Annotated in this window: 21 protein-coding genes and 1 tRNA gene; 18 read left to right on the forward strand and 4 right to left on the reverse strand. The window is 64.9% G+C overall.

Translation table 11 applies throughout. The features are described from left to right. Nucleotides 1-112: 112 nt before the first annotated feature. Complete coding sequence (locus L2Y96_RS01375; protein ID WP_247331306.1) at nt 113-658, reverse strand: RNA pyrophosphohydrolase; 546 nt, start codon at nt 656-658, stop codon at nt 113-115. A 139-nt stretch (nt 659-797) separates the two neighbouring features. Here L2Y96_RS01375 and L2Y96_RS01380 point away from each other — a divergent pair. After that, nucleotides 798-874, forward strand: a tRNA-Met gene (locus L2Y96_RS01380). Nucleotides 875-1081: 207 nt separating this feature from the next. On the opposite strand, the gene L2Y96_RS01385 is transcribed toward L2Y96_RS01380, so the two are convergent. Continuing rightward, nucleotides 1082-1681, reverse strand: coding sequence for a response regulator transcription factor (locus tag L2Y96_RS01385; protein ID WP_247331308.1), 600 nt, complete (start codon nt 1679-1681; stop codon nt 1082-1084). A gap of 210 nt (nt 1682-1891) precedes the next feature. Between L2Y96_RS01385 and queD the strand changes: the two genes are divergently transcribed. The 13 genes from queD to glmU all read left to right on the forward strand — a co-directional run bounded on the left by queD (nt 1892) and on the right by glmU (nt 12711). Continuing rightward, nucleotides 1892-2245 carry a 6-carboxytetrahydropterin synthase QueD gene (queD, locus tag L2Y96_RS01390; RefSeq protein ID WP_247331310.1) on the forward strand — a complete coding sequence of 118 codons (354 nt, stop codon included), beginning with the start codon at nt 1892-1894 and terminating at the stop codon, nt 2243-2245. Between the two features lie 115 nt (nt 2246-2360). Beyond that, on the forward strand, nt 2361-2687 hold the full coding sequence (locus L2Y96_RS01395) for a phasin family protein (protein ID WP_247331311.1): 327 nt from the start codon (nt 2361-2363) through the stop codon (nt 2685-2687). A 170-nt stretch (nt 2688-2857) separates the two neighbouring features. Then, nucleotides 2858-3223, forward strand: coding sequence for an ATP synthase subunit I (locus L2Y96_RS01400; protein WP_247331313.1), 366 nt, complete (start codon nt 2858-2860; stop codon nt 3221-3223). Nucleotides 3224-3226: 3 nt separating this feature from the next. After that, nucleotides 3227-4066 (forward strand): F0F1 ATP synthase subunit A, encoded by an 840-nt coding sequence (gene atpB, locus L2Y96_RS01405; RefSeq protein WP_247331315.1) that lies wholly within the window; start codon nt 3227-3229, stop codon nt 4064-4066. Nucleotides 4067-4142: 76 nt separating this feature from the next. Next, nucleotides 4143-4430 (forward strand): F0F1 ATP synthase subunit C, encoded by a 288-nt coding sequence (gene atpE, locus L2Y96_RS01410; RefSeq protein ID WP_247331317.1) that lies wholly within the window; start codon nt 4143-4145, stop codon nt 4428-4430. A gap of 85 nt (nt 4431-4515) precedes the next feature. Next, complete coding sequence (locus L2Y96_RS01415) at nt 4516-4986, forward strand: F0F1 ATP synthase subunit B (RefSeq protein ID WP_247331318.1); 471 nt, start codon at nt 4516-4518, stop codon at nt 4984-4986. A gap of 2 nt (nt 4987-4988) precedes the next feature. Next, nucleotides 4989-5522 carry a F0F1 ATP synthase subunit delta gene (locus L2Y96_RS01420; protein WP_247331320.1) on the forward strand — a complete coding sequence of 178 codons (534 nt, stop codon included), beginning with the start codon at nt 4989-4991 and terminating at the stop codon, nt 5520-5522. A 58-nt stretch (nt 5523-5580) separates the two neighbouring features. Further along, nucleotides 5581-7131, forward strand: coding sequence for a F0F1 ATP synthase subunit alpha (gene atpA, locus L2Y96_RS01425; protein ID WP_247331322.1), 1551 nt, complete (start codon nt 5581-5583; stop codon nt 7129-7131). 62 nt (nt 7132-7193) lie between these two features. After that, on the forward strand, nt 7194-8102 hold the full coding sequence (atpG, locus tag L2Y96_RS01430) for a F0F1 ATP synthase subunit gamma (RefSeq protein ID WP_247331323.1): 909 nt from the start codon (nt 7194-7196) through the stop codon (nt 8100-8102). Nucleotides 8103-8177: 75 nt separating this feature from the next. After that, nucleotides 8178-9590, forward strand: a complete 1413-nt coding sequence (gene atpD, locus L2Y96_RS01435; protein WP_247331324.1) for a F0F1 ATP synthase subunit beta — start codon at nt 8178-8180, stop codon at nt 9588-9590. Between the two features lie 42 nt (nt 9591-9632). Beyond that, nucleotides 9633-10058 carry a F0F1 ATP synthase subunit epsilon gene (locus L2Y96_RS01440; RefSeq protein ID WP_247331326.1) on the forward strand — a complete coding sequence of 142 codons (426 nt, stop codon included), beginning with the start codon at nt 9633-9635 and terminating at the stop codon, nt 10056-10058. 102 nt (nt 10059-10160) lie between these two features. Beyond that, nucleotides 10161-11243, forward strand: coding sequence for an AsmA family protein (locus L2Y96_RS01445; RefSeq protein ID WP_247331328.1), 1083 nt, complete (start codon nt 10161-10163; stop codon nt 11241-11243). Nucleotides 11244-11331: 88 nt separating this feature from the next. Then, complete coding sequence (glmU, locus tag L2Y96_RS01450; protein WP_247331330.1) at nt 11332-12711, forward strand: bifunctional UDP-N-acetylglucosamine diphosphorylase/glucosamine-1-phosphate N-acetyltransferase GlmU; 1380 nt, start codon at nt 11332-11334, stop codon at nt 12709-12711. Here glmU and L2Y96_RS01455 read toward each other — a convergent pair. After that, nucleotides 12708-13694, reverse strand: a complete 987-nt coding sequence (locus tag L2Y96_RS01455; protein WP_247331332.1) for a chorismate transformation FkbO/Hyg5 family protein — start codon at nt 13692-13694, stop codon at nt 12708-12710. The genes glmU and L2Y96_RS01455 overlap by 4 nt on opposite strands. Nucleotides 13695-13871: 177 nt before the next feature. Here L2Y96_RS01455 and L2Y96_RS01460 point away from each other — a divergent pair, with 177 nt between their 5' ends. From L2Y96_RS01460 to L2Y96_RS01475, 4 genes are all read left to right on the forward strand, one after another. Beyond that, nucleotides 13872-14144 (forward strand): phosphopantetheine-binding protein, encoded by a 273-nt coding sequence (locus L2Y96_RS01460; RefSeq protein ID WP_247331333.1) that lies wholly within the window; start codon nt 13872-13874, stop codon nt 14142-14144. A gap of 62 nt (nt 14145-14206) precedes the next feature. Continuing rightward, nucleotides 14207-14518, forward strand: a complete 312-nt coding sequence (locus tag L2Y96_RS01465; protein ID WP_247331335.1) for an ApeI family dehydratase — start codon at nt 14207-14209, stop codon at nt 14516-14518. Further along, a complete protein-coding gene (locus tag L2Y96_RS01470) occupies nt 14515-15462 on the forward strand; it encodes a lysophospholipid acyltransferase family protein (protein WP_247331336.1) in 948 nt (315 codons plus the stop codon). The genes L2Y96_RS01465 and L2Y96_RS01470 overlap by 4 nt, the downstream gene beginning before the upstream one ends. Continuing rightward, nucleotides 15455-15910: a hotdog family protein gene (locus L2Y96_RS01475; RefSeq protein ID WP_247331338.1), complete on the forward strand. Its 456-nt coding sequence runs from the start codon at nt 15455-15457 to the stop codon at nt 15908-15910. The genes L2Y96_RS01470 and L2Y96_RS01475 overlap by 8 nt, the downstream gene beginning before the upstream one ends. 10 nt (nt 15911-15920) lie before the next feature. Here the strand turns inward: L2Y96_RS01475 and L2Y96_RS01480 are convergent, their stop codons facing one another. Further along, nucleotides 15921-17516: an NAD(P)/FAD-dependent oxidoreductase gene (locus tag L2Y96_RS01480; protein ID WP_247331340.1), complete on the reverse strand. Its 1596-nt coding sequence runs from the start codon at nt 17514-17516 to the stop codon at nt 15921-15923. Nucleotides 17517-17538 lie beyond the last annotated feature (22 nt).

Below are 17538 nucleotides of genomic sequence, written 5' to 3' on the forward strand. Positions count from 1 at the left end.
TGCGAATTCGAACGCGAATGCGAACGATTGTCAACAACACAAATGTGAAGGCGTTCAGCTCGTGTAGGAGTGCGCTTGCGCGCTATGGCGAGGCGCTCGGGGGAAACTGGCGCTACTGCCCGGCCTCCCGGGCCTGCCGCAGAAGCTCAGCCTGCTGGGGGCAGGTGCCCACCTCGACGCTGCACACGCTCTCCACCATGGGTGCGAACTGGCGCAGGGCCCGCTCGTAGACCTGGCGCTTGAAATTCACCACGTGGTTGGCCGGGTACCAGAAATCCACCCAGCGCCAGAGGTCGAACTCCGGCTTCTCGCAGGCATCGAGCTTGAGAGCATCCTCACTGCCGGTCAGCCGCAGCAGGAACCAGACCTGCTTCTGGCCGATGCAGGTAGGGCGCTGGTGGTGGCGCACGAAACGGCTGGGCAGGCGGTATTTCAGCCAGCCGCGGGTCTCGGCCAGCACTTCGACGTGATGCGCCAGGAGGCCGGTTTCCTCTTCCAGCTCGCGGAACATGGCTTCCAGGGGCGTTTCGTCGCTGCGCATGCCGCCCTGGGGGAACTGCCAGCCGTCGCGATTGACCCGGCGCGCCCAGAACAGGCGGCCGTCGGCGTTGAGGAGGACAATCCCCACGTTCGGTCGATAGCCATCTGCGTCGATCATTCAGCCTCCGCGAACCTTTCGCGTTAGGTCGATTCAACCACAGCGCGAGAAGTCGCTTCAAGGCGCCTCTTGATCGGCGAGCCAGCCCCGATTAAACTGCCCGGCCTTCGCGGCTAGCCCGCGGACGACCAGGTTTCACGGCTAGGTAGCTCAGCTGGTCAGAGCGCGGCACTCATAATGCTGAGGTCGGCGGTTCGAGCCCGCCTCTAGCCACCAGGAAAAGAAAAAGCCGCTCCGGGCAACCGGAGCGGCTTTTTTCTTGCCGTAGGAGCCCACCCTGTGGGCGACATCTTTCGTACAACCGCCGCAGGGCCAGCGGCTCTTTCGCGAAAGACGTCGCCCACAGGGTGGGCTCCTACGACGGTGCGGCCGCCGCAGGGCCAGCGGCTCTTTCGCGAAAGATGTCGCCCACAGGGTGGGCTCCTACGACGGGATGGCTGGTTCCGGTTCGGCGACGGGGGTATCCAGCACCACCCTCGCCAGCTCGATCACGTTATGGACCCGCAGCTTGGCCATCAGGTTGGAGCGGTGCAGCTCCACCGTTTTAGGGCTGATCTTCAGCTCGCTGGCAATCACTTTGTTCAGCTTGCCGCGCATGATGCCGTCGAGAACCTGGGACTCGCGCCGGGTGAGGGATACGCCAGGTGGCAGGCTGGCAAGTGTCGGAGGCTCGGCCTCCACCGGCATGGGCTCCTCGCCCAGCGGCATGAGAAACACCGCCTGCAGCGCGACGGGTGGGATGTCCAGGAGCTCCCTGGTCACCCGGTACCGGCGGGGCGCGGCATGGCTGTCGCGGAAGATGAACTCGTCGGGCGCGTCGGTCGGGGTGAGGTGATTCTTTAACCAGCCCGGGCCCGCCCTGCCCGTGGATATGCCGAATTCGCGACGGAATGCGGCGTTGACCATCACGGCGCGGCCGCCGCTGGACGGCCACAGCACACACGGCATGGGTAACGCGGAAAACACGCCCTCGGCCAGCGCGCAGGGTTGCGGCTGGTCGACAGACTCACGGCCAAGGCACATCGATGCCTCCTTCTGTGAACCATCTGGTGTGGGCGGCGCCCCCTCGCGCCGCCAAGCTAGTTACCACTGCAACCGTTGGGCGATGAAAAGTCCATGAACCCGGCCCGCGGATGACCGAAAGTGCGATCTGCGTCGTGAAGGTTCCTTGCGCCGGGTCAGGTTTGCCCGGTCCGCTACACTAGATGGCAGCAACGGCCCATTCTTATCCCCATGCGTATCTTCAAGACCTTCAATATCGAGGCGGCCCACCGCCTGCCGAACGTGCCCGAGGGGCACAAGTGCTCCCGCCTGCACGGGCACTCCTTCCATGTGGAGCTCCATGTGGAAGGACCGATCGACCCCGTCTTTGGCTGGGTGATGGACTTCGGCGACCTCAAGGCGCGATTCAAGCCGCTGTACGAGCGCCTGGACCACAACTACCTCAATGACATCGAGGGCCTCGAGAACCCCACGAGCGAGAACCTCGCGCGCTGGATCTTCGAGCGCCTGCGCCCGGAGGTGCCGCTCCTCTGCAAGGTCGTGGTGCATGAAACCTGCACCTCGGGCGCCGAGTACGCCCCGTAACCGAAGCGCTTAATCGGCAAGGCAAAAGCTGTCATCGCAATAAAATATGGTTGCTGCCTTGCAACAGACGGGTCTACACTCCGGCACCTTCCCGTTTCCCCGACGGTTATCCCCGATGGCGCACGTAAACGCTTACGCTGACCTTGCCCAGTTCGTGGAACAGGCTGCTGCCGCACAGGCGCTGGCCTGGCGCGGCATGGAACGCGTGGCGGATCTGCACCTCCAGGCCCTTGAGGGCCATGCGCGTGCGGCGACCGGCCTCATGGCGGACGCCATGCAGGCGCAGGATGCCGACGCGATGCGCGCGCTGATCGCGCGGGGCGGTGACCTGCAGCGGGAAGGTGTCGAGCGTGCCGCAACGGCCGCCGGCGACATCATGGGTGTGGCCGTGGAAACCGCCACATCCCTCGGCGCATTGGTGGGCCAGCCCGCCAGGGCCTGACCTGCTGCCGCCCACTCGCCAACGACGCGACGGATCGTCGCGCCGGCGGGTGGTTATGGACTTTCGTCGCTTGTCCCGCCGTTTACGGCACTGGTATACTTTTCCAGATTAAACCGTGGCCCGTTGAACCATCTGGTGCCGCCTTCGAGCGAAACCACGGGAGCCTCGCGTTGCTCAACAGTCTTGCCACTGGTCGTCACCTTGCCATGCGCGTGGTTTTCACGCAGCTGGCGGTGGCTGTGGTTGCGGGACTCGCTTTCTGCCTGCAAGGGCGCGCCGCCGGACTGGCCGCATTTGCAGGTGCCCTGATCGTCGCTCTCGCCACCGCGCTGCTTGCTGCGCGAGCGTTCAGCGCGCTGGGCGGGGCAGGGGCAACGTTCATGCGGTTCCTCGTGGGCATGATCCTTCGCTGGATCATCCTCATCGGTGGACTGCTGCTCATCCTGGTTCAGTGGAAGCTGCCATTCTTGCCGGCGTTGGTCGGCCTGGTGGCAGGCTACGCGGTCAACATATTTGCATTCAGATTCAAGGGTTGAGGCATGGCTAGCGAACCGCAGGGCGGTCTAACCGAATACATCCAGCACCATCTGGAACACATGACGGTGAATTTCAGCGCCGATCATTTCTGGTTCTGGAACCTCCGTGCTGACTCGATCATCGTCTCGTTCGTCCTCGGCGCCGCGTTCTGCCTGTGGTTCTGGCTGTTCGCACGCAAGGCCACCTCGGGCGTTCCGTCGAAGGGTCAGGCCCTGGTCGAGCTGGCCATCGAGTTCGTCGATACTCAGGTGAAGGACACCTTCCACGGCGACCGTCGCACGGTCACGCCGCTGGCGCTGTCCATCTTCATGTGGGTGTTCCTCATGAACGCGATGGATCTGCTCCCGGTCGATCTGGCCGGCTGGCTGGTGCACACGTTCGCCGGTGCCGAAACGGCCCACCACACCTACTTCCGCATGGTCCCCACCGCCGACATCAACACCACCGTCGGCCTGTCGGTCGCCGTGCTGTTCATCGTCATCGGCCACGGCATCAAGGCCAAGGGCGGTTTCGGCTTCGGTAAGGAGCTGCTGACCGCACCGTTCCACGCGGAGAACCCGATCGCCAAGATCGTCCTGGTGATCCCGAACTTCCTTCTCAACGTCGTCGAAACCCTGTCGAAGCCCGTGTCGCTCGCCATGCGACTGTTCGGCAACATGTACGGCGGCGAACTGGTGTTCATGCTGATTGCCGGTCTGATGGTGAGCTGGATCAGCTTCGTGCCTGGCGTCGTGTTCAACACGGCCTGGGCGATCTTCCACATCCTGATCATCGCCCTCCAGGCGTTCATCTTCATGATGCTGACGATCGTCTACATCGCCACGGCGCGGGAACATCACTAACTCACCGCACCGACGTTCCACTTTTTAAGTTCGTCCTTTTCCAACCTTTCGTAATTCGTTTATCCAGGAGATCACCATGGAACTCGCCTCGCTTCTCGCTCACGTGCAGGGCATGACCGCCATCGCCATCGGCGTCATCATCGGCCTCGGCGCCCTCGGCGCTTGTCTCGGCATCGCCATCATGGGCTCGAAGTTCCTCGAGTCGGCTGCTCGCCAGCCGGAACTGGTCCCGCTGCTCCAGGGCCGCATGTTCCTGCTCGCCGGCCTGATCGACGCCGCGTTCATTATCGGCCTCGCCGTGGCGCTGCTCTTCGCGTTCTCGAACCCGCTGGTCGGCGTCGTCCGCGCTGCCATCGGCGGCTAATCAGCCGTTCGTTCGTCCTGTCGCCGCGGCTTAAGCGCCGCGGCGGCCGTCAGTACACAAGCGTTCGGAGTACTTCGGAGAGATCATGGAAATCAACATGACCTTCCTGGGCCAGATGATCTCTTTTGCGATCCTGGTCTGGTTCACCACCAAGTTCATCTGGCCCCAGCTCAACGGTGCCATTGAAGAGCGTCAAAAGAAGGTGGCCGAGGGGCTCGCCGCCGCTGAGCGCGCCCGCGCTGAGCTCAAGGACGCCGACGCCAAGGTCGCGGCCGAGATCAAGCAGGCCCGCGTGCAGTCCACGGACATCATCGACAAGGCACAGGCCCAGGCCAACGCCATCATCGAGAAGGCCCGCGTGGAAGCTACCGAGGAGATCAACCGTCTGAAGGCCCAGGCCCAGGACGAGATCGCCACGATGGCCCAGCGTGCACGTGAACAGCTGCGTGAGCAGGTGGGTTCGCTCGCCATCAAGGGTGCGGAAAAGATCGTCCAGCGTGAAATCGACCCGGCGGCCCACAAGGCGCTGCTCGACCAGCTCGCTGCCGAGATCTGATCATGGCCCAGGCGCTCACCCTCGCCCGTCCGTATGCGCGCGCTGCCTTTGAGGTAGCGCACGCATCCGGTGCGCTTGCCGCATGGTCGGCAGCGCTGAATTTTTCCGCCGCCGTGGCTGCCGACCCCCAGGTCGCGGGCCTCGGTAATGATCCGCGCGTGCTGCCGCAGCAGCTCGTCGCGATCCACCTTCCGCAAGGCACCGCGGCTGATGCGCCGTACGCCCGCTTCCTCGAGGAGCTGGCTGACAACAACCGCATGGCCCTGCTGCCGGAAATCGCTGCGCTCTACGACCAGTACAAGCTGGAGTCGGAGTCGACCCTGAAGGTCAAGGTCACCAGCGCACTGGATCTCGACAATGCCCAGGCCGAAGCACTGCGTGCTTCGCTGAAGCGCCGCTTCAAGCGCGAGATCGAACTGGATACGCACGTCGATCCGGCGCTGCTCGGTGGTGTCGTCATCGACACCGGCGAACAGGTCATCGACGGGTCCGCGCGCGGCCGCCTGCAGCGGTTGGCCAGCGTGCTGACGCACTGAATACGAGCTTCTCATACCACCGGGTGCCGTGAGAGCGGCGCAACCCAAGGAACCGACCATGTCCAGCACCACTCTGAATCCGTCCGAGATCAGCGAGCTGATCAAGTCCCGCATCGAGCAGTTCAAGCTCGGTGCCGAGGCACGCAACGAAGGCACGATCATCAGCGTGTCCGACGGCATCGTGCGCATCCACGGCCTGGCCGACGTGATGCAGGGCGAAATGATCGAACTGCCGAACGACACCTACGCCCTCGCGCTGAACCTCGAGCGCGACTCGGTCGGCGCCGTGGTGCTCGGTGAATACCAGCACCTGCGCGAAGGCGATGCTGCCAAGACCACCGGCCGCATCCTCGAAGTGCCGGTCGGCCCGGGCCTGCTCGGCCGCGTCGTCGACGCGCTGGGTAACCCGATCGACGGCAAGGGCCCGATCGACGCCGTGGGCACCAGCCCGGTCGAGAAGGTCGCCCCGGGCGTCATCTGGCGCCAGTCGGTCGACCAGCCGATGCAGACGGGCTACAAGTCCATCGATTCGATGATCCCGATCGGCCGCGGCCAGCGCGAGCTGATCATCGGCGACCGCCAGACCGGTAAGACGGCTGTCGCGATCGACGCCATCATCAACCAGAAGCACTCGGGCATTAAGTGCATCTACGTGGCCATCGGCCAGAAGCGCAGCTCCATCGCGAACGTGGTGCGCAAGCTCGAAGAGAACGGCGCGCTGGCCAACACCATCGTCGTCGTGGCTTCGGCCTCCGAAGCGGCTGCCCTGCAGTACGTCGCGCCGTACTCCGGCTGCGCGATGGGCGAGTACTTCCGTGACCGCGGCGAAGACGCGCTCATCGTGTACGACGATCTGTCCAAGCAGGCCGTGGCCTACCGCCAGATCTCGCTGCTGCTCAAGCGCCCGCCGGGCCGCGAAGCCTACCCGGGTGACGTGTTCTATCTCCACTCGCGTCTGCTCGAGCGCGCTTCGCGCGTCAGCGCCGAATACGTCGAGAAGATGACCAACGGCGAAGTGAAGGGTAAGACCGGTTCGCTCACCGCGCTGCCGATCATCGAAACCCAGGCCGGTGACGTCTCGGCCTTCGTGCCGACCAACGTGATTTCGATCACCGACGGCCAGATCTTCCTCGAGACCGATCTGTTCAACGCCGGTATCCGTCCGCCCGTCAACGCCGGTATCTCGGTGTCGCGCGTCGGTGGTGCCGCCCAGACCAAGATCATCAAGAAGCTCTCCGGCGGCGTGAAGCTCGCCCTCGCGCAGTACCGCGAGCTCGCTGCGTTCGCGCAGTTCGCTTCGGATCTCGATGCCGCTACCCGCGCGCAGCTCGATCGCGGCCAGCGCGTCACCGAACTGATGAAGCAGCCGCAGTACTCGCCGCTCTCCATCGGTGAGCTGGGCCTGTCGGTGTTCGCTGCCGAGAAGGGCTACCTCGACGACCTGCCGGTCAACAAGGTGCTCGCGTTCGAGAAGGGGCTCCACGCCTTCTTCCGCCAGAACAACGGCGACCTCATGAAGAAGATCGACGAGACCGGCGACTGGGACAAGGACATCGAGGCCACCTTCAAGGCAGGCACCGACGAGTTCAAGAAGACCGGTAGCTGGTAAGCAATACCCACGCGGGGCGGTTCCGCCGCCCCGCTGCGTCACCCCTTAAAGACGAGTAAGCCATGGCAAGCGGCCGCGAAATCAAAACCAAGATCAAGAGCACGCAGAACATGCGCAAGGTGACGCGTGCGCTCGAAATGGTCTCGGCGTCGAAGATCCGCAAGGCGCAGGACCTGATGAAGGCCTCGCGTCCTTATGCGCGCCTCATGCGCAAGGTCATCGCCCACGTCGCCCAGGCCAGCACCGACTTCACCCATCCGTTCCTCACTGAGCGCGAGAACGTCGCACGCGTCGGCTTCATCGTCGTCTCGACCGATCGTGGCCTGGCCGGTGGCCTGAACTCGAACCTCTTCCGCCGCACGCTGACGTCGATCCGCGAGTGGCAGGGCAAGGGCGCCGAGATCGATGTGGTGGCGGTTGGCCAGAAGGCCGTGCAGTTCTTCCGCCGCATCAAGGGCGTGAACCTGATCGGCACGGCAACCCACCTGGGTGAGAAGCCGAAGCTCGAAGACCTGATCGGTGTCATCAAGGTTGTCCTCGATGCCTACAGCGCCAACAAGCTCGACCGCGTGTTCCTGGTCTACAACGACTTCGTGAACACCATCGTGCAGAAGCCGACCATCGAAGCCCTGCTTCCGGTCACGCTGGTGGCGAAGGAACTCGAGAGCGCCGAAGGCGATGCCGCGAAGGGCGTGAAGGTCGAGCAGACCCACGACTGGGACTACATCTACGAACCCGATGCGCGCACGGTGCTCGAGCACCTGATGACGCGTTACATCGAGTCGGTGGTGTACCAGGCCGCGCTGGAGAACCTCGCCAGCGAACACGCCGCGCGCATGGTCGCCATGAAGGCCGCGTCGGATAACGCCAACAAGGTCATCGGTGAACTGACGCTCGTCTACAACAAGGCGCGCCAGGCAGCGATCACCCAGGAAATCTCGGAAATCGTCGGCGGCGCCGCCGCGGTCTGACCGAACAGTACAAGCGATGGCGACGCACCTGCGGCGCCCGAACAGAACCTTAGAAAGATTCATCCGGAGCATTCCATGAGCCAGGGCAAAGTTGTTCAGATCATCGGCGCGGTCGTCGACGTCGAATTCCCGCGCGACCAGGTACCGCAGATCTACGACGCACTGAAGATCGATGGCACCGAAATCACGCTCGAAGTGCAGCAGCAGCTCGGTGACGGCATCGTGCGCACCATCGCGCTCGGTTCCACCGACGGCCTGCGCCGCAACCTGATCGCCCGCAACACCGGCGAAGGCATCAAGGTGCCGGTCGGTACCGCCACGCTCGGCCGCATCATGGACGTGCTCGGCAACCCGATCGACGAAGCCGGCCCGATCGGCGAGAAGGAACAGTGGGTCATCCACCGTGAAGCCCCGTCGTACGACGAGCAGGCCGCAGCCAGCGAGCTGCTGGAAACCGGCATCAAGGTCATCGACCTGATGTGCCCGTTCGCCAAGGGCGGCAAGGTCGGCCTGTTCGGCGGCGCCGGCGTCGGCAAGACCGTGAACATGATGGAGCTCATCAACAACATCGCCAAGGCGCACTCGGGTCTGTCCGTGTTCGCCGGCGTGGGTGAGCGTACCCGTGAAGGTAACGACTTCTATCACGAGATGAAGGACTCCAACGTCCTTGATAAGGTCGCGATGGTGTACGGCCAGATGAACGAGCCGCCGGGCAACCGCCTGCGCGTCGCGCTCACCGGCCTGACCATGGCGGAATACTTCCGTGATGAGAAGGACGCGTCGGGCAAGGGTAAGGACGTCCTGCTCTTCGTCGACAACATCTACCGCTACACGCTGGCCGGTACCGAAGTGTCCGCGCTACTCGGCCGTATGCCGTCGGCCGTGGGTTACCAGCCGACCCTGGCTGAGGAAATGGGCGTCCTGCAGGAGCGCATCACCTCGACCAAGACCGGCTCGATCACCTCGATCCAGGCCGTGTACGTTCCCGCGGATGACCTTACCGATCCGTCGCCGGCCACCACCTTCGCGCATCTCGATGCCACGGTGACCCTGAGCCGCGATATCGCCTCGCTGGGTATCTACCCGGCCGTGGATCCGCTGGCTTCCAGCAGCCGCCAGCTCGATGCCTCGGTCATCGGCCAGGAGCACTACGACATCGCCCGTCGCGTGCAGGGCACCCTGCAGCGCTACAAGGAGCTGAAGGACATCATCGCCATCCTGGGCATGGACGAGCTCTCGCCGGAAGACAAGGCCTCCGTGTCGCGCGCCCGTAAGATCGAGCGCTTCTTCTCGCAGCCGTTCCACGTGGCCGAAGTGTTCACCGGCTCGCCGGGTAAGTACGTCGCGCTGAAGGAAACCATCCGCGGCTTCAAGATGATCCTCGACGGCGACCTCGACCACCTGCCGGAGCAGGCGTTCTACATGGTCGGCGGCATCGACGAAGCCATCAAGAAGGGCGAGGACATGGGTGCGAAGAAGGCCGCGTAAGCGCCTTCATCGCCCCTTCCCCCACGCACGGAATAGAAGCCCATGACCCATACCATCCGCGTCGACATCGTCAGTGCCGAAGCCGAGATCTTCTCCGGTGAAGCCACGCTCGTGGTCGCCACCGGTGAGCTTGGCGAGCTGGGTATCGCGCCGCGCCATGCACCGCTCATCACCCGCCTGAAGCCGGGCCACGTGGATGTTGTCGGCACCAACGGTGACCGCCAGCAGTTCTACGTCTCCGGTGGCATCCTCGAGGTGCAGCCGCAGGTGGTCACGATCCTCGCCGATACGGCCGCTCGCGCGTCCGACCTCGACGAGGCCGCGGCCCTCAAGGCGAAGGAAGAAGCGGAGGCCGCCCTGGCCAACCGTGGTGAGCAGCTCGACGTGGCCGAGGCCCAGGCCAAGCTGGCCGAAGCCCTCGCCCAGCTCCAGGCGCTGGAGCGCCTGCGCAAGACGCTCAAGCACTAAGCGTCTCGCCGTTCGCTTCGCAAGAAACCCCGCTCTCCGGCGGGGTTTTTTTATGGCCCGTCTTCATCCCGTGATGACCTCGCGCATTCCACACTGCCGGTTATGCATGTCCGTTACCGCCGCAGCCTGTGGGTCCTGCTCGCCCTTGCGATCGTCCTGATCGCGGCGCGTGTGGCGCTGCCCTATATCGTCCTCGGCCAACTCAATGCCAGGCTGGCTCACATGGGCGCTTACTCGGGCCATATCGAAGACATCGATATCCACCTCTGGCGCGGCGCGTACTCGATCGACAACATGCGCATCGCCAAGACCGAAGGATCGTTGCCTGTGCCGCTGTTCGATGCGGAGCGCACCGATATCTCGTTGAGCTGGCCAGCGCTCACGCGCGGCCACCTGCGCGGCAAGGTCGAGTTCTACGAGCCCACGCTCAACTTCGTGGATGGCCGGGGCGAGGGCGATTCGCAGACGGGTAAAGGCGTGGACTGGCGCGCCGAGCTGCGTGCCATCGTGCCTACGCGTATCGACGAGCTGCGCGTCACCAACGGTACGGTCACCTTCCATAACTTCGTGTCGAGCCCGAAGGTGGACCTGAAGATGACCGACGTGAATGGCACGGTCACCAACCTCACCAACGTGCAGCGCGAAGGCGGTGCACGCGTGGCGCATCTCGACGTCACGGCGCATATCCTGGGCGATGCGCCGTTGCAGGCGAAGGCCGAGTTCGATCCGCTCGAGAAGGCCGGGGATTTCCGCTACGAGCTTACCGTGCACGGCATCAAGCTCGTGCGCGCCAACGACCTGGTGCGGGCGTATTCGGGGCTCGACTTTGCCGCGGGTGAAGGCGACTTCGTGATGGAGCTGCAGGCAAAGGATCGCAAGCTCGATGGCTACGCCAAGCCGCTCTTCCACGGCCTGAAGATCTTCAGCTGGAAGCAGGATGTGGAGCAGGACAAGAAGGGCCCGCTCAAGCTTGCCTACGAAGCGGTGGCGGAGGGCGTGTCGAAGGTGTTCAAGAACCAGTCGAAGGACCAGTTCGCCACGCGCGTACCCATTTCCGGCACTATCGACAACCGCAACATGTCCACCAGCCAGGCCATCATCGGGATCCTGCGCAACGCGTTCGTCGAAGCCTACAAGCCCAACCTGGAACACCTGACGGCGCGGCCCGAAGCGGACAAGGAATAGCGCCGGCCCGGTTAGTGCGAACGATGGACTTGGCACGGCGCCCCCAAACGCGCGACAGTGCTGCCCTGGCAACCTGGCAGGCAAGCCCATGACCGCACCGCTACACGTCCTCATCCTCGCCGCTGGCGAGGGCAAGCGCATGAAATCCGCCTCGGCGAAGGTACTGATGCCGCTCGCCGGCAGGCCGCTCCTGGCGCATGTCATCGAGGCCGCACGGGCGCTTGGCCCCGCCGGTGTCCATGTGGTCTATGGGCACAATGGCGAGCAGGTGCGGCGCGCGTTCGCCGCGGATGCCGCGCTCGGCTGGATCGAGCAGCGCGAGCGGCTGGGCACCGGCCACGCCGTGCGCACCGCGCTCGAAGCGTTGCAGGCCGACGGCAAATTGGAAGGCCGCGTACTCGTGCTTTACGGCGATGTGCCGCTCATCCGCAGCGAAGTGCTCTCTGCACTGGTGGCTGGCGATGCCGGCCTGGCCATGCTCGCCACCCGCCTGCTCAATCCCGCCGGCTATGGCCGCGTCGTGCTCAATGCCGACGGCAAGGTGCGGCAGATCGTCGAAGAAAAGGATGCGAGTGCCGCGCAGCGTGCGATCGACCTGATCAACACCGGCATCCTCGCAGGCGATGCCGAGCGGCTGCTCGCGTGGACGCAAGCTCTCACTAACAACAATGCGCAGGGCGAGTACTACCTCACCGACGTGTTCGAGATGGCCGCGGCCGAAGGCGCGCCCGCCGCGTGCGTCGATTGCGATCCTGTGGATGCGTCGGGCGCCAACGATCCGTGGCAGCTGGCCGGCCTGGAAGCGATGTATCGCGAGCGCATGGCGCGCCAGCTGGCCGTGGCCGGTGTGCGCCTTGCGGACCCGTTGCGCATCGACGTACGCGGTAAGGTCACCACCGGCACCGATGTCGAAATCGACGTGAACGTGATTCTTGAGGGTGAGGTCGAACTCGGCAACGACGTCCGGATCGGCCCCTTCACGCGCATCCGCAACGCGACGCTCGCCGCTGGCACGGTCGTACTGGCCCATTGCGATCTCGATGGCGTGGTCACGCACGGCCCGTGCACGATCGGGCCGTTCGCGCGCCTGCGCCCGGGCACCGATCTGGCGGAAGGCGTGCACATCGGCAACTTCGTCGAAACCAAGAACGCGGTGATCGCGGCCGGCTCGAAGGCCAACCACCTCACCTATCTTGGTGATGCCGTGATCGGCAGCAAGGTGAACATCGGCGCGGGCACCATTACCTGCAACTACGATGGCGTGAACAAGAGCCGCACCACCATCGAAGATGGCGTGTTCGTCGGCTCGAACAGCTCGCTCGTGGCCCCGGTGACGCTCGGCGCCGGCTCAACCATCGGCGCCGGCACCGTTGTCACTCGCGACGCGCCCGCCAACGAACTCACGCTGGCCCGCACCCGCCAGACCACGATCGCCGGCTGGCACCGTCCCACCAAGAAAACGCCTTAGCGGTAGCGCCAGCCGTCGATTTCGACGAGCAGCTCTTCGCGGCAGATGTCGCCGTGGACGATGAGCAGGGGCGCTTCCGGCCAATGTGCTTCCGCGAACGCCTTCACGGCCGCGGCATCTTCACGGTGGCGCACGTACGCCTTGAGCGGCGCATGTGCATTGAACCCTTCCGGTGCGCCGCCATGCGCGAGCAGCGCATCGAGGTTGCGGCGGGTTTCAGCCAGCTGGGCGGCGAGGTCGCCAGCGTGCGCGGAGGCGTGGCCGACGACGGCAGCCGTGCCGGAAATGGCCAGCACATCGTTGGCCGGCAGGAAGGTGGCGCGCGCGAAGCTGGGCGGCGTGCGGCCGTACTGGCGTGGGTATTCCCATGCGCTGACCTGACGCGGATTCTCGACGCGGGTGCCCGGGCGATCAGTCGCCATCAGGTACACCTGCAGCAAGCCCTTGCTGGCGTGGTGGCCAATGGCCGAGGCCGCGGGGAAACCCTTGGCGAAGACCTCGCCCATGCCGTTGATACGGCCGGTGCAGAACTGCTTGTAGCGCTCGTCGTCACCAGGGCCCGTGTTGATCGCGCCGAGGTAATTCCAGATGCGCTGCACATGGCATTCCGGCGCGCCGGCCACGAAGGACGAGAGCAGCTGGTAGGCGTGCGTCGCGGCGCCTTCGGGGCCCCCGAAAGCGGCTTCTTCACATTCGACCGCGGCGTAGAGCCAGCCACCACCACGCGACCAGCGCAGGTCGCCTTCGCGGCCGCAGGTGATCTCGCCTTCCACGGTCCACAGCTCGACCGGCGCGTCGCCCAACGGCTCCAGCGCGACGTTCAGCCAGCGCGGATCGTCCACGACGGGCGCTGAGGTGCCAAAGCCGAACGCGGCCAGGGTGCCGGGCGGCAGGGCGCCTGTGAAGGGCGCACGGTAGGTCACGATCGGTGAAGGGCTGGCGGCGGGCGTGGCTCGCTCGCGCATGTCGCTGGCTGGGCGCATTGAGGCTTCCATGTAAACGCTGGCCGCCATCATATCCTGCGAAGCGCCGGGGCGTTCATGGCCGCGTCTTCACGTCCCTGAATGTAGCCTCGCAGGTGCTTGAAAAGCCCTGTGTTACACTCCGCCGCCGCTGCCATCCGGGGGGAGGCAAGCTTGATTTGGGGACCTGAGAAAACCATGGCAACGCAGACCGAAGCACAGAAAGAACTCGCAGAACTGATCGTCACCAGCCTGAACCTGGAAAGCGTGCAGCCTGCTGACATCGACCCGGAAGCGCCCCTGTTCGGCGGCGACCTGGGCCTGGATTCCATCGACGCGCTGGAAATCGCCCTTGCGGTGTCGAAGCGCTATGGCTTCCAGCTGAAGTCGGATAACCCCGACAACCGCACCATCTTCACGAGCCTGCGCACCCTGTCCGAGCACATCGAACAGCACCGCGCGGCTGCCTGACGGCCGTTCAGGTCACGCTGATCCCTGCCGTGGTTTGCTCTGCGCAAACCGGGCACACGACCATGACCGACATCGCCGCTGATACCTACGTGCAGGCCTTCCGCTTCGCGGCGGGCCACCCCAGTTTCGCCGGGCATTTCCCCGGACGGCCCATCGTGGCCGGCGTCCTGATCCTCGAGCAGGCGGCGCATGCGCTGCAGGCGTGGCGCGGGGCATCGGTGCGCCAGGTGATCGATGCGAAGTTCGTAGCCCCGCTCTTGCCCGATGAAGACGCGGTGCTCGAACTGACCGAGGCCGGAGAACGCCGCTATCGCTTCGTCGTCCGCCGCGGCGAGACCACGCTGCTGCGTGGCACGCTGGAGGGCAGCGTATGAGCCACTGGAAGCAACGCGAAGGCGGTGGCTTCTTCGCTATCTGGCTGCTGCGCACGATCGGGCTAGGGCTCGGCCGCCGCGTCGCGCGGCTGTTGCTGTGGCCGATCACGCTGTACTTCTTCCTGCGCCGGCCCGCCGAGCGGCTGGCCTCGCGCATGTATCTCGCGCGCGTGCTCGACAGGCCGGTAACCAACGCGGATGTGTTCCATCACATCCACATGTTCTCTGCCACGCTGCTCGACCGGATGTTCTTCCTGGCCCGCGGTGAGCGCGATTTCGTCGTCGAAGCCGAAGGCGTGCCCGAGCTCGATGCCTGCCTGGCCGAGGGCAACGGCGCCATGCTGCTCGGTTCGCACCAGGGCAGCTTCGAAGCGCTACGCGCAATTGGCCAGCGCCGCCCGGACGTGCCGCTGCGCGTCGTGCTCGATAAGCAAAAAACACCCGCGCTGACTGCGTTGCTCGAGGCGCTGGCACCAGAGGTCGGCGCTGCCGTGATCGACGCCTCGCTGGGTGGCACCTCGGTGGCGCTCGCCATGGCGGAGGGCGCCGCGAAGGGTGGCATGGTGGCGCTGCTTGCCGACCGCGGCAATCCGCACGAAGCGTCGCGCGCCGTTCCGTTCCTTGGAACACCGGCCTCCTTTCCGGTGGGGCCGTGGTTGCTCGCGTCAGCGCTCAAGATCCCCGTGGTGCTTTGCTTCGGCATCTACCTCGGTGGCAATCGTTACCGGCTGATCTTCGAACCCTTCGCCGAAAGCATCGACATCCCGCGCGCCCGGCGCGCGGAAGCGCTCGAAGAGATCATGGGCCGGTACGCGTCGCGGCTGGAACACTACTGCCGCATGTACCCGTTCAACTGGTTCAACTTCTACGATTTCTGGCAGGAAGGCGGTAGCGCACACGCAGCCGCCCCAGCGCCACAACCGGTGCAGCAAGCCGATGCCTGACGCTCTCGCGCCCCCTACGATCGGCAAGGCGGATTTCGCCACGCTCGTTCCGCACGCGGGCGATATGTGCCTGCTCGATGGCGTGGTCGCCTTCGATGACGCGACGATCCATGCGGTGAGTACCGCACACACCGCCCCCACGCATCCGCTGCGTGGCGAGCATGGCCTGCACGCCGTCCACCTCGCCGAATACGGCGCCCAGGCCACCGCGGTTCACGGCGCGCTCCGGGCGAAGGCCTCCGGCGCGACGCAGCCGCGCCCCGGCATGCTGGTGAGCCTGCGCGGGGTAAAGCTTGCGGTGGATCGCGTGGATGACCTCGCCGGCCGCCTCGATGTGTTCGCGGAGTGCCTGCTCGCCGACGACGCCGGCGCGCAGTACACCTTCCGTATCGAACACGAAGGCCGCGAGATCGCGAGCGGCCGGGCGGCGGTGATCCACCCGGCCTGACGCGCCTCGATCAGGCGACGAGATCGAACAGCTTCGTTCGCGTGCCTTCGATATCGACCAGGTGAGCGTGGTCGGCCATCAGTTCGGGGTAAAGCGCCGCGGAACGTTCGATGATGCCGGCAGCAAGCAAACGCATCATCTGCACGTTGTTGCGCAGGCGTGCCGCGAGCGACTCATCATCCAGCACATCGTGCAGCGTGCGGTTCATGTCGGCGAACCAGGTCAGGTCGCGCTGATCCATCATGTGCCGATGATTGCGCTTGGCCGACACCGCGTGCCAGCGCTGGAAGAACGCCTGCATCTCGATGTTGAGCTCCGCGCTGCCCGTGAGCTCGGGTGCCATGTGCGCGATGAATTCCGCATCGCCCAGGCGGTCCTGGAACACGATCTGGCACAGCACGCCCCAGTAGTACGCGTAATCCCAGATCACCTTGATCGGCAGCACTTCCGGATCGCCAAACAGGTTGTACTGGCCGCGATACATGCGCAGCGTGCTGTCGTAGAACGAGAAGAACAGCCGCTCGAACAGGCGTGCGCTCGAGGCGAGCGCCGCGCCGCGACGGTCCAGACCCACCAGCTTCGTGATGTAGGTGTTGGTGATGGCGATGAAATCGCTGCCCGGTGAGTAGAACGGGTCGAGGAACGCGCCGGCCTCGCCCGTGAGCGCCCAACGGTCCGGCGAGAACATGCGCGAGCAGCCGTAGGAGAAGTTGCGGAAGAACGCGAAGTCCAGCAGCTTGTCCTGGCGGGCTTCCACCTGCTTCGCCAGCACCGGCTGGTGTTCCCATAGCCAGGCGAGGGCTTTCTCGAAGGTGTTCATGGCTTCGAGCGGCTGGGTCTTCGCATCGGCCACGATGCCGACGGAATGTGCGCCCGAGGCGAGCGGGATCAGCCATACCCAGTAGCCCGGACCAACGAGGTGGTTGGTGGAGCGCCAGCGCTCCGGCGGATGGCAACGATCCTTCCACTCCGGGTCCTCGCACCAGCCGTCGATCGCCAGGCGGTCATTGATACGGAACCACACGGCGTTAGCGTGGTGGCCGTTATCGCGGGTGAGGTCGAGCTTGCGACGCATGAGGCCTGCGCGGCCGCTGGCATCAAGCAGCCAGCGCGCGCTGAGCTCGCCGTCACCCTCGGGGCCCTTGTAGCGAATCGTGTGCGGCGCGTCACCACTGCCGATATCGAAGCCGCGCACGGTGATGCCTTCACGGAAATCGATGCCGCGGCGCAGCGCTTCATCACCCATGAAGTTTTCGAGGATGCCGCGATCGATCTGGTAGCTCGGCGTAGGCAGCACGGCGCTCACACCGAGCTCGGTCACATCGGCGAGGTCATCCTTGCCATCCGAGAAGAAAAAGCGAAAACCGAACTTACGGATCTGCTCGGATTCGAGGTGATCCAGCAGGCCCAGCGTATCGCCGAAATAGTGCGCGGCAATTTCCACCGTGGATTCGCCGACCTTGAAGGCCGCTTCGGGCAAGGGCCGCGTGTGCCGTTCCAGCACCACGATGTCCATGTCCGGGTATTCACGCTTGAGCTGCATCGCCAGTGAGAGCCCTGCCAGGCCTCCCCCGAGGATGACGGCATCGTGCGGCTTGTGGTCCATCCCTTCCACCCCTTTGCTACTT

This window comes from Luteibacter aegosomaticola (assembly GCF_023078475.1).
GTDB lineage: Bacteria > Pseudomonadota > Gammaproteobacteria > Xanthomonadales > Rhodanobacteraceae > Luteibacter > Luteibacter aegosomaticola.

Coding starts and splice junctions, on each gene's coding strand:
- L2Y96_RS01375 (WP_247331306.1), bottom strand. CDS start 658: ATGATCGACGCAGATGGCTATCGACCGAACGTGGGGATTGTCCTCCTC.
- L2Y96_RS01385 (WP_247331308.1), bottom strand. CDS start 1,681: ATGTGCCTTGGCCGTGAGTCTGTCGACCAGCCGCAACCCTGCGCGCTG.
- queD (WP_247331310.1), top strand. CDS start 1,892: ATGCGTATCTTCAAGACCTTCAATATCGAGGCGGCCCACCGCCTGCCG.
- L2Y96_RS01395 (WP_247331311.1), top strand. CDS start 2,361: ATGGCGCACGTAAACGCTTACGCTGACCTTGCCCAGTTCGTGGAACAG.
- atpB (WP_247331315.1), top strand. CDS start 3,227: ATGGCTAGCGAACCGCAGGGCGGTCTAACCGAATACATCCAGCACCAT.
- atpE (WP_247331317.1), top strand. CDS start 4,143: ATGGAACTCGCCTCGCTTCTCGCTCACGTGCAGGGCATGACCGCCATC.
- L2Y96_RS01415 (WP_247331318.1), top strand. CDS start 4,516: ATGGAAATCAACATGACCTTCCTGGGCCAGATGATCTCTTTTGCGATC.
- L2Y96_RS01420 (WP_247331320.1), top strand. CDS start 4,989: ATGGCCCAGGCGCTCACCCTCGCCCGTCCGTATGCGCGCGCTGCCTTT.
- atpA (WP_247331322.1), top strand. CDS start 5,581: ATGTCCAGCACCACTCTGAATCCGTCCGAGATCAGCGAGCTGATCAAG.
- atpG (WP_247331323.1), top strand. CDS start 7,194: ATGGCAAGCGGCCGCGAAATCAAAACCAAGATCAAGAGCACGCAGAAC.
- atpD (WP_247331324.1), top strand. CDS start 8,178: ATGAGCCAGGGCAAAGTTGTTCAGATCATCGGCGCGGTCGTCGACGTC.
- L2Y96_RS01440 (WP_247331326.1), top strand. CDS start 9,633: ATGACCCATACCATCCGCGTCGACATCGTCAGTGCCGAAGCCGAGATC.
- L2Y96_RS01445 (WP_247331328.1), top strand. CDS start 10,161: ATGCATGTCCGTTACCGCCGCAGCCTGTGGGTCCTGCTCGCCCTTGCG.
- glmU (WP_247331330.1), top strand. CDS start 11,332: ATGACCGCACCGCTACACGTCCTCATCCTCGCCGCTGGCGAGGGCAAG.
- L2Y96_RS01455 (WP_247331332.1), bottom strand. CDS start 13,694: ATGCGCCCAGCCAGCGACATGCGCGAGCGAGCCACGCCCGCCGCCAGC.
- L2Y96_RS01460 (WP_247331333.1), top strand. CDS start 13,872: ATGGCAACGCAGACCGAAGCACAGAAAGAACTCGCAGAACTGATCGTC.
- L2Y96_RS01465 (WP_247331335.1), top strand. CDS start 14,207: ATGACCGACATCGCCGCTGATACCTACGTGCAGGCCTTCCGCTTCGCG.
- L2Y96_RS01470 (WP_247331336.1), top strand. CDS start 14,515: ATGAGCCACTGGAAGCAACGCGAAGGCGGTGGCTTCTTCGCTATCTGG.
- L2Y96_RS01475 (WP_247331338.1), top strand. CDS start 15,455: ATGCCTGACGCTCTCGCGCCCCCTACGATCGGCAAGGCGGATTTCGCC.
- L2Y96_RS01480 (WP_247331340.1), bottom strand. CDS start 17,516: ATGGACCACAAGCCGCACGATGCCGTCATCCTCGGGGGAGGCCTGGCA.